At 71.0% G+C, this 9,942-nt stretch carries 10 protein-coding genes and 1 pseudogene; 4 read left to right on the forward strand and 7 right to left on the reverse strand.

Translation table 11 applies throughout. The features are described from left to right. Positions 1-5: 5 nt before the first annotated feature. The 4 genes from TR50_RS18545 to TR50_RS18560 all read right to left on the reverse strand — a co-directional run bounded on the left by TR50_RS18545 (position 6) and on the right by TR50_RS18560 (position 2,244). Complete coding sequence (locus TR50_RS18545) at positions 6-788, reverse strand: hypothetical protein (RefSeq protein ID WP_042422291.1); 783 nt, start codon at positions 786-788, stop codon at positions 6-8. A 153-nt stretch (positions 789-941) separates the two neighbouring features. After that, a complete protein-coding gene (locus TR50_RS18550) occupies positions 942-1,364 on the reverse strand; it encodes a hypothetical protein (protein WP_042422298.1) in 423 nt (140 codons plus the stop codon). A 4-nt stretch (positions 1,365-1,368) separates the two neighbouring features. After that, positions 1,369-1,770 carry a hypothetical protein gene (locus TR50_RS18555; protein ID WP_042422300.1) on the reverse strand — a complete coding sequence of 134 codons (402 nt, stop codon included), beginning with the start codon at positions 1,768-1,770 and terminating at the stop codon, positions 1,369-1,371. Between the two features lie 168 nt (positions 1,771-1,938). Continuing rightward, entirely contained in the window at positions 1,939-2,244 is a 306-nt protein-coding gene (locus TR50_RS18560) for a hypothetical protein (RefSeq protein ID WP_152648475.1), read from the reverse strand. Positions 2,245-2,359: 115 nt separating this feature from the next. On the opposite strand from TR50_RS18560, the gene TR50_RS18565 reads away from it, so the two are divergent. The 3 genes from TR50_RS18565 to TR50_RS18575 all read left to right on the forward strand — a co-directional run bounded on the left by TR50_RS18565 (position 2,360) and on the right by TR50_RS18575 (position 5,219). Then, positions 2,360-3,148 (forward strand): GntR family transcriptional regulator, encoded by a 789-nt coding sequence (locus TR50_RS18565; protein WP_042422304.1) that lies wholly within the window; start codon positions 2,360-2,362, stop codon positions 3,146-3,148. Between the two features lie 266 nt (positions 3,149-3,414). Further along, positions 3,415-3,864, forward strand: a complete 450-nt coding sequence (locus TR50_RS18570) for an HAD-IA family hydrolase (protein WP_052441087.1) — start codon at positions 3,415-3,417, stop codon at positions 3,862-3,864. A 182-nt stretch (positions 3,865-4,046) separates the two neighbouring features. Beyond that, positions 4,047-5,219: a UDP-N-acetylglucosamine--N-acetylmuramyl-(pentapeptide) pyrophosphoryl-undecaprenol N-acetylglucosamine transferase gene (locus TR50_RS18575; protein WP_042422306.1), complete on the forward strand. Its 1,173-nt coding sequence runs from the start codon at positions 4,047-4,049 to the stop codon at positions 5,217-5,219. Between the two features lie 44 nt (positions 5,220-5,263). Here the strand turns inward: TR50_RS18575 and TR50_RS18580 are convergent, their stop codons facing one another. From TR50_RS18580 to rfbB, 3 genes and pseudogenes are all read right to left on the reverse strand, one after another. Continuing rightward, positions 5,264-6,406 carry a DegT/DnrJ/EryC1/StrS family aminotransferase gene (locus TR50_RS18580; RefSeq protein WP_042422308.1) on the reverse strand — a complete coding sequence of 381 codons (1,143 nt, stop codon included), beginning with the start codon at positions 6,404-6,406 and terminating at the stop codon, positions 5,264-5,266. Between the two features lie 211 nt (positions 6,407-6,617). Further along, positions 6,618-7,532 (reverse strand): annotated as a pseudogene (locus tag TR50_RS48920) (ATP-grasp domain-containing protein); the annotation flags it as partial. 12 nt (positions 7,533-7,544) lie between these two features. Next, entirely contained in the window at positions 7,545-8,543 is a 999-nt protein-coding gene (rfbB, locus tag TR50_RS18590; RefSeq protein ID WP_042422312.1) for a dTDP-glucose 4,6-dehydratase, read from the reverse strand. Positions 8,544-8,743: 200 nt separating this feature from the next. Between rfbB and TR50_RS46765 the strand changes: the two genes are divergently transcribed. Next, on the forward strand, positions 8,744-9,942 hold a 1,199-nt coding region (locus tag TR50_RS46765; protein WP_042422384.1), incomplete at its 3' end, for an NsdA family TPR-like regulatory protein.

Below are 9,942 nucleotides of genomic sequence, written 5' to 3' on the forward strand. Positions count from 1 at the left end.
CCGGTTCAGCCGCGCTTGGACTGGCGGCGCGCCTGCGCCAGCGCGGACTGCCACTGCTTCAGCGGGGCGCCGCTCTCGTCGCCAGCCTGCAGCGCGACCGCCGAGACCGGCCCGCCGGCCGCCTCCTCCAGGGCGCGCAGGCAAACGCTGACCCGCGCCCGGTGCCCGTCGGAGGCACCGCGGCGCCGCTCGGCCTCCGCCAGCACCGCGGCGGTGTCCCACCGCCGGCTCGGGCGCGGAGGACCGCTCGCCTCCACGGGCTCGATCGGCTCACCCAGGCTGTCCAGCCGACCCTGCGCGTGAGCGGAGGCGAAACTGGCGGTGTCCGCGAAACCGAGCACCGCGGCCACCTCACGGGACGTCAGCGTCGGCTGACTCACGTCGACACCGGCCGTGTCCTGCGGGACGGAGCGTCCCCTGCCAGGCGCCCGGTTGCCACGCCCCGAGCGTCCGGCGTCCCAGGCCAGCACGACGGACCGACGCCACTGCTTGCGCTTGTACCCGGCCGACGTGACCTCGAGCGCGTCAGGTTCCGGGAAGTACCCCGGCTTGGCGACGTAGGCCGTCACCGTCTGCTCGCGCTTCAGCTGAAGAAGTACCGCGATGTGGGAAGCTCGGACCAGATCGCCCATCCAGGCCTCGACGGCCTCCGCGTCCCACTGCTCGCCCGAGCGCGGAGCAGGGAACCCGGTCTCCGATGCGCGGGCCACGATGGAACGCAGCCGCTCCGGCGACACGCCGTACGCGGCGACGATGCCGTCGAAGTCGATGCCAGCGGCTCGAGGCATGGCCGCCCTCCTCCCAATCGCAGGACTCACATAATAGATAGATGGGGCGCTGGGGTGCAAGGCACAGGTCGGCCCCGGCACGCCCCACGGGGGAAGGGCGCGGCCGGGGCCGAGAAACCGTCCGGCGGGGGCCGGACGGGGTCCGAGAGAACTTCAGCGAGCGGTAACGAGCAGCACCAGCAGCCTTCCAGCCGAGGCGGCGGGAGCGAACTGGTCGATCCGCGCGAACGGACCGCTGATCAGCAGAACCGCCCCCTGGGCCGCCGCGGCGCGCCGCCAGTCGCGAGTCAGCAACGGACAGCCCTCGTACCAGAGCGCACCGTCCGGGGCGGTGATGGAGATGCCACGCCCGTGCTGGACCAGCGACCAGCCCAGGTGGGGGCCGCCGCTAAATGGGCTGGCCACAGCAGACCAACCCGCGGCCGACTCGAGCGGCCGCTCCAGGCCGGGAACCTGCGGAACCACCAGGGCGGGGAGCGATCGCCAGAACTGCGGCCACGGCACGCCGTCGAAACCGCTGGCGAGCGCACCCGCGCGACCAAAGGGGCTGTCGGCCCGCGCCACAGAGTCGGCCATCGCGTCACATCCTGCGGTCGGCATGGTGGGTGGAGCCGTCGAACTCCCCGGTCAGCGGGTGCCGACTGGAGACGGTCAGCGTCACGTGGAACTCGAAGACCTCCTCCGCCGGCCCGGGCATTCGCGCGAACGCGATGGCGTGGATCTGCATCTGCGGGGCCTCGCAGGCCCAGTCCGCCGCTGCCTGAAGCGCGTCCGCCTGTGTCGAGCCGACGCACACTACCAACGTGGCCGGGCTCACCGTGACGTCGCTTCCGCCTCCCGGGTCGCCGGCGAACCGGGCCGCCTCGTCGGCCTCGTGCAGACTGCGGGCCACGTCCTCGAACCGCCCCGGCACGTGGCGGCCCCGCTGGACGATCGCGGAGTAGCTGGGCTGTACGGGCGCGGGCAACTGGTCCTCGCTCACCGGCCGACCCTCGTGCAGGAGCAGTCCGGCTGCTCGCAGGCGCAAACGACGTCGACCTTCGCGCCCTCCCAGCCGTCGGGGTAGTAGCTCAGGCCGCCCGGGCAGGTGTCGTGATTCCCGGTTCGGCAGGGGCGCGTGATGTAGGGCCCGGCGAGCGGATCCCAGGCGCTATAGGTCGCGGCGCTGCTCGGGGAGGACGGGCGGCTTCGGGTCCGGGCGTTGGTCATGGGTGTTGCCCTTCAGGGTCAGACGGAGCCAGGCGACCTGTCCCGTGGGGCTGGAGTGCAGCCCGAAGGTGTCGCCGGTGTTGAGGACCGCGAGCAGGTGCGGCCAGGCGTGTCGCAGGGAGTCGGTGACATCGACCTCGATGAGGAGGGAGCGGGGCTCTTTGCTGACGCGTGCCTCGGTTCCGGCGAGGGCGGTGAGCGTTTCTGCCGCCGAGCGCACTGCTTCGGTGTGGCGTGTTGTGCTCACGGCGGTCACCATCCGATCAACCTGCAACTACATTGGGTAGTGCTAGTTAACTAGATTCTAGCTAGTGGACTAGATTGTCAATCGGTGGAACTCTCCTGCAGACCAAGGGAGCAGCATGGTTGACGGCGCCTCAGCATCCGCGGCTGCCCCCTACCTGCGCGTCGCAGACGCCATGCGCCAGCGGATCACCGACGGAACTTGGCCCGTCGGGCACCGCCTCGCCTCCCGCGCGGCGCTCGGCCAGGAGTTCGGCGACGTCGGGGAGAACGTCATTCGCCGCGCTCAGGAACTGCTCATCGCCCAAGGCCTGCTCGAAGGCCGCGCCGGATCCGGAACCTACGTACGCGCCCCACGCCCGCGCCGCCGGATGCTGCGCAGCTGGGCCCGCGAGCAGTACGCCACCAGCCCGTTCCGCTCCGAGATGGCCTCGCTCGGAATGGCCGGCGACTGGGAGTCCAACAGTGCCGCCAAGCCCCCCGCACCCGCCCACATCGCCGCCCGTCTCGGCATCGCCGAGGACGACCTGTGCGTGCGGACCGACTACGAATTCTTCGCCGACCGCCAGCCCGTCATGCTCTCCACCAGCTGGGAACCGATGGCCATCACCTCCGGCACCGTGGTGGTCCTGCCCGAAGGCGGACCGCTGGCCGGCGCCGGAGTGGTCGCGCGCATGGCGCACATCGGCGTTACCGTCGACCGCGCCGTCGAGGTTCCGCGACCGACGCGACTCAACAAGGACCAGGCCGAGCTGCTCGGCCTGGCGGTTGGAACCCAAGCGACCTTGATCGAGCGCACCTACTACAACGATGCGGGTTCCCCGGTCGAGACCGCTGACGTCCTCATCCCGGATGACGGATGGGAGATCGCCTACGAGATCCCGCTGAGCAACCGCCCGACCTTGTGACCATCGCCCCTACTGCTGGAGACCCGCGCAGAACCCGCTAACAGGGTGATCAAATGGCCGACAGGACCGTAGCCTTGGGCCCATGGTGAGGACCAGCAAACCCAGGTTCTCGGGTCTGATCCTGGACTTCTTCGGGGTCCTGACCGCCAACATGGTCGAGGTGATCTCGTACTTCGAGGACCGGGAAAGGCTCTCCCGCGGAAACCTTCCTGCGTGGCTGGGCCGATCCGAAAGGGCAGGAGCTCTTCCAGCGCCTTGAGCTCGGCTTGATCAGCCAGGCGGACTGGAACATCGGCTTTGCCGAGCTGATCGGCATCGCGCCGGAGAACCTGATGGCCCGATACCTCCACGACGCCTTCCCCGCCTACCCGGTCCTTGCGGTCGCGCGGCAGGCGCGGGCCGCGGGGATCCGGACCGCGGTCCTGTCGAACAGCCTCGGGCGGGAGCCCTACGACCCCTACGCAGGCTTCGACCTGGGCGGCACGTTCGACGCGGTCCTGCTCTCCTCGGAAGCCGGGGTACGCAAGCCCGACCCGGCGATCTTCCGCCTGGCCCTTGAGCGGCTCGACGTGCCGGCCTCGGAGTGCCTGTTGGTGGACGACGGCGAGGAGAACCTCGCGGCCGCGGACGCTCTGGGCATCAAGGTGCTGCTCGGCCTGGACGAGCTGGTGGTGGCGCGGCGCCTGCGTGAGCTCCTGCGCCTACCCGATCTCTAGAGACTCGGACGGCCGGATTCGAGGTGTGTGCCGCGAGTCTCCCGCGGAGCCCCTTCAGTTCAGGCGGACCGAGCCGAGTGTTGTCCGGACGGGAGCTCTGCCGCGCACACCGAATTGCGTGCGGTGTACGGCTGGTCGCTGTGGCTAGTGTGGTGTCATCTGCACGAGGTGGGAGTTCACTGATGAGTTCCGGTACTGGCGCGGCTCCGTCGTTTCGCTTGATCGTGACTGGCGGCGGTACCGGCGGCCATACCTACCCGGCCTTGACCGCGGTCCGTACGCTTCAGGCCCGGCTTGCCGGGGTGGGCCGCTCGCTGGATGTGCTGTGGGTCGGCGTTGCAGGCGGTCTGGAGGAGCGGGTCGCCACCGCCGAGGGCATCGCGTTCCGGTCCGTGGCGACGGGGAAGGTGCGCCGTTCAGCGAACCCGCTGAAACTGGTGTCGCCCGCGAACGTGCGCGACATGAGCCGCGTGCCGCTGGGCGTGGCCCAGGCCCGGTCGATCGTCTCCGAGTTCCGGCCCGACGTGGTGCTGGCGACCGGGGGATACGTGGCCGTTCCGGTGGGATTGGCGGCGAAGATGTGCCGGCGCCCGCTGGTGGTCCACGAGCAGACGGTGCGCCTCGGGCTCGCCAACCGCTCGCTCGCGCGGGCTGCGGCGCGGTTCGCGGTCTCGTCTGAGGCGACGCTGGAGTTGCTGCCCGAGCAGGTGCGGGCGACCGCTGTGGTGACGGGGAACCCGGTCCGGGCCGAGGTGCTGTCGGGTCATGCGGAGAAAGCCGTCGAGTCACTCGGCCTGTGGGGCTTCGAGCGGGCGTTGCCGACGGTGTACGTGACTGGTGGCGCGCAGGGGTCGCAGCAGATCAACGAGTTGGTGCGGGGCATCCTGCCGTGGCTTCTTTCCCGGGCGAACCTGGTTCACCAGTGCGGGCCCGCGAACGTGGAGGGCTTGCGGCCCGCAGCGATGGCCCTCCCGGCGGAGTTGGCGTCCCGCTACTTCCTGACCGGGTATGTGGGCGCCGAGCTGCCGGACGTACTGGCGCTCGCCGACGTGGTGGTCTCGCGCAGCGGCGCGGGCACGATCGCGGAACTGACAGCGCTCGGGAAGCCGGCAGTGCTGGTGCCGCTGGCGTCGTCGGCCGGCAACGAGCAGACCCACAACGCGCAGCATCTCGAAGCCCAGGGCGCCGCGGTGGCGCTGGTCGGCGAGGTGGACGGAGCAGGCCTGCGCGGCGCCCTGGAGCCGCTGCTTGCGGATCCGGGACGCCGCGGACAGGTGGGCCATCGGGCGCAGTTGCTGGGGCGCCCGGATGCCGCGGAGCGGCTGGTCGACGTGCTGCTAGACACTGCCAGCTGACGGGCTTGCGGCACGGGTCCAGTCGGCGCGGTCGCCGAGCAGGTTCACTGCGCTCCGCCTGCCTGCGCCTGCGCGACGGCGTCCGCGAGCGAGGCAGCCACGTGGTGGACTTCGGCCACGGTCAGGTGCTGGTGGAACGGCAGACTCAGGATCTCCTCGCCGACCTGTTCGGTGACCGGCAGCGGCCGGTACCACGGCTTGAACGCTTCCTGGAGATGGTTGGGCGGATAGTGGACGCCGACCGCGATGCCTCGCTCCTTCATCAGCCGGAACACCTGCTCGCGACGCCGCACGCGCACCACGCACAGGTGCGGGACGCTGTGGCTGACGTTCACGTCCACCAGCGTCACGCCGTCGACCGGGCGCAGCGCGTCGCGGTAGGCGCACCACAGCTCCCGCCGGGTCTTCTCCGCTTCGGCGAAGCGGCGCAGCTGGGCGAGACCGATGGCAGCGTTGATCGCGGAGAGCTGGTAGCGCAACCCGAAGCCGTCCACGGTGTAGCCGGTGGTGGCCTGGCGTTCGGCCTGCGACTGCACGACGCCGAGCATCCGCAGGCCCCGCAGCTTCCTGGCCTCGGCAGAGGTGCGCGGGATGACCGCGCCGCCCTGACCGCACGTGAGGTTCTTGATCGGCCCGAACGAGAAGCACGTCAGTGCCCCGGTCGCGCCGACGCGCAGGTGGTTGAGGCGGGAACCGAAAGCGTGGGCCGCGTCCTCGATGACGGCGATGCCGCGCTCATGCAAGGTGTCGTTGGCCGCGCCCAGGTCCACGGCCCGGCCGCCGTACAGCACCGGCAGCACCGCCCGCGTGCGGCCGGTGAGCGCGGCCAGGACCGCGTCCGGTTCCACGCACAGGGTGTCCGGGTTGACCTCCACGAAGCGGGGAATAGCGCCGACGGCGCGGACCGCCTGGACGGTGGCACAGAACGTCATGGACGGCACGACCACCTCGTCCCCCGCGCCAACGCCGGCGGCCAGCAGAGCGCAGTGCAGCGCGGCGGTGCCGGAGGTGACGGCAACGGCGTCCGGGACGCCGAGGTACCGGGCGATCTCCTGCTCGAACTGCTCGGTGACGGCGGTGTGCCCGTACTGGCCGTCGGCCAGCACCTGGCTCACCGCTTCCAGTTCCGTCCCGTACAGGTAGGGGCTGGCGTTGCGTGCGGTGTCGGGCCGCGAGGGGGTGGTCACGATGCCTCCCCGGTCGGTCGGATGATCGGTCGGAGCAGTGACGGCATCCGGGCTTGGCGTACAGCTCGATACCGGTGATGCCGGGCACGTTGCGGGCATCGGCGACCCCCTCCCACGTGGTGAGTTCGCCTTGCACGTCGAGGGGGGAGCCGAGGAGTTCCACGGCGGCGTGCGTGTTGCGCGTCGGCGTCAGATAGTCGTCGAACGGCTGCCCGAGGGCGAGTGCGATGAGGGCGCCCACGACGTTGACGCCCAGGGCGGCCTCGTGCAGGCGCGGGATGCTGTCTCCGCTCAGGCGCGGGTTGGCTTCGACGATGCGGCCCTGGCCGTCCTCGCCGAGGACGAGGTCGAAGTTCGCGGGCCCGTCGGTGATGCCCAGCGCACCGCACAGCCGCTCGGCGACTCCCTCAAGGTGGCGGTGCTCCGCCGGGGAGAGTTGCGCCGTGCTGATCCGCCGCACGACGCTCTTGCCGGGCACGAGGGCTTGGTCCTTGATGCAGGTCATGGCCGACTTGCCGTCGCGCAGGAAGAGGTCGATGGTCAGCTGCCGGCCCTGGACGAACTCCTCGGCGATCACGGTCCGGGAGGCGGAGTAGTTGCGAGCGCGGGCGATGGCATCGGGGAGGCCGTCGGGGTGGATGACGCGGGTGATGCCCTTGCTGCCCGATCCGTCCACCGGCTTGACCACGACCGGGAAGCGCAACCGTGCCGCCTTGGCGGCGACCTCGCCCGGGTCGTTCGATGCGGCCCACCCGTACCCGGCGATGCCGCAGGCCGCGACGACCTGGTGGAAGGCGGCCTTGTCCAGGCCCGCCAGGGCGGCCTCGGGGTACACGTACGGCATGCCGTAGCGCAGGCCCAGGACGCGCCAGGTGGGCAGCGCAGCGTCGGTCGCGCCGACCACGATTCCTGCGGGCCGCGTGTCGCCCAGCGCCTCGGCGATGGCATCGGCGTCTCGCGTGGAGACCGTCATGGCCGCGTCGGCGAAGGGGAACGCGGGGGCGTCCGACCGCATGTCGACGCCGACGGTCGGGATTCCTCGGCGTGCGGCCTCCTGGTAGAGGGGGATGTGCTCCTCCGATGCGCCGAGCACGAGCAGCGGGTTCAGCGGCCAGTTTCCAGGCATGCTGCTTGCCTCCTATTCGAGGTTGAGGGCGACGTGCGGTCCCGCGGCGGCGCGGTTGCGCAGCAGCGGCGCCCAGCGGTCGGGGTTTCGGCGGTACCAGTCGACGGTCTCGGCGAGGCCCTCCTGGAGGTTGCGCTGCGGCTTGTAGCCGAGCCCCTCGGCCTTGGTGCACTCCATGGCGTAGCGCAGGTCATTGGCCTGCCGGTCCGGCACGTAGGTGACGCGGCTCCAGTCCGCCTCGCACGCCGTCAGCAGCAGCGCGGTCAGTTCGCGGTTCGTCAGGTCGGTGCCGGAGCCGAGGTTGTAGACCTCGCCGGGCAGGCCACCTCGGAGCACCAGCTCGACGCCGGCGCAGTTGTCCTCGACGTGCAGCCAGTTCCGCACGTGCTGGCCGTGGCCGTGGATGGTGACCTTGTCGCCGTCCAGGAGGCTGGACACGAACCGGGGGATGACCTTCTCGGGGTGCTGGTTCGGCCCGTAGTTGTTCGAGGAACGGGTGACGCACACCGGCAGGCCGAAGGTGATGCTGTACGAGAGCGCGAGGAGGTCGCTGGCAGCCTTCGACGCGGCGTAGGGGACGGTGGGGCGCAGCGGCGCGTCCTCGGCCGCGGCCCCGACCAGCAGCGGACCGTAGACCTCGTCGGTGGACACGTGGACGAACTTCGCGATGTCCGCCTTCGACGCGGCATCCAGCAGCCTCTGCGTCCCGAGCACGTTCGTCGCCGCGAACGCCCCGGCCTGGTAGAAGGAGTGGTCGACGTGGGACTCGGCGGCGAAGTGCACCACCTGGTCGTGCTCGGCCATCAGCGTGGTCACGAGCTCCGGGTCGAGGATGTTGCCGTGGACGAAGGACAGCTTCGGCGAGTCCAGCGCGGGCCGCAGGTTGTCCAGGTTCCCCGCATAGGTCAGCGCGTCGAGGACCGTGATGTGCTCGACGTCCGCCGCGGCGACCATGCGCTTGACGAAGTGTGAGCCGATGAAGCCGGCACCGCCGGTGACGAGCAGCCGCATAAGGGCACCCCCATCCTGGAGGATCAAGCGCCCGCCCCTCACCCCTTCGTGGGACCGGTCCGCCGTGAATCCAGGACACCGCGGCACCGCGCCGGCGGGCAGGCACACAAAGGGGGCCCACAGATCACAGAACCGGCTACACACCCGCCACCTGCGGCCCTACTCTCGAACCCCGGACCCCGCCTGCCAGGAGGGTGCTCATGGCCACCGCGTCTCGATCGCGCGGGCCCAACACGGCCCTGGACCGGCTGCTGACCGCCAGCGGCTGGACCCGCAAGTCCTTCGCGCCGAGAGTGAACCAGCTGTGCGAGCAGCGCGGTCACCGCAGGGCCTACACCCATACGAGTGTCGCGAACTGGGTCGTCCGGGGAATGATCCCCGACCCGCCGGCACCGGACGCGATAGCCGTTGCGCTGGGCGAACGCCTCGGACGACCCGTCAGCCTGGCGGAAATCAGCATGTGCAGCGTCCCCGACGACAGCCCCGAGATGGGGTTGGATTTCCCCAGAGACCCAGCCGACGCCGTGCGCGGCGCCGCGAGCTTCTGGAGCACCGTGCACCGACGCGAATTCCTCGGCGGCGCCTTCGCCGTCGCGGCCTACACCACACCGGTCACCCGCTGGCTCGTACAGCCCGACGCCCGCCTGCACGGTCACCGCGGCGGCCGGCAAGTCGGCCGCGCCGATCTCGACGAGCTGTGGGCGGCGTCCAGCGACGCCCGCTCCTGGGACTCGCGCTACGGCGGCGGCAGCTGGAAGTCCAGCTCGGTCGCCGAGTGCCTGCGCTTGCGCGCGACACCGCTGCTGTCGGGCACCTACCTGGACCAGATCGGCACGGAGCTGTTCTGCGTGACCGCCGAGCTGGCCCGCGTGGTCGGCTGGTCCGCGCTCGACATGGGCCAGCACGACGCCGCGCAGCGGCATTTCATCCAGGCCCTCGCGCTCGCGCGCGCCGCCGGCGACACGGGGGTCGGCTGCCATGTGCTGACAACGATGGCTCTCCAGGCGCTGCTGCGCGGCTTCCCGGGGGAGGCGATCGACATGACCCAGGGCGCCTTCGAGCGGGCCCGGTCGTCGGCGTGCCCGCGGGTTCTGGCGTTCGCGAAGATGGTCGAGGCGCGGGCCCATGGCCGGGCTGGGGATCCGCGGGCCGCGGCGCGGGCGCTCGCCGAGGCGGAGACGCAGCTGGGCCGCGGCTGGCCCGATCCGGACCCGGAGTGGATCAGTTACATGACCCACACCCGGCTCTCCAGCGACGCGGTGGAGGTATGGCGGGACCTGGGCAAGCCGAAGGTGGCGTTCGGCTGGAACAAGCACGCTGACGCGATGCCGGCGGGGTCGTTCGCCCGCTCGGTGGGTCTGCGCCTGACCGTGCTCGGGACAACGCACCTGCAGGCGGG

The organism is Streptacidiphilus anmyonensis (assembly GCF_000787855.1).
Taxonomy (GTDB): Bacteria; Actinomycetota; Actinomycetes; order Streptomycetales; family Streptomycetaceae; genus Streptacidiphilus; species Streptacidiphilus anmyonensis.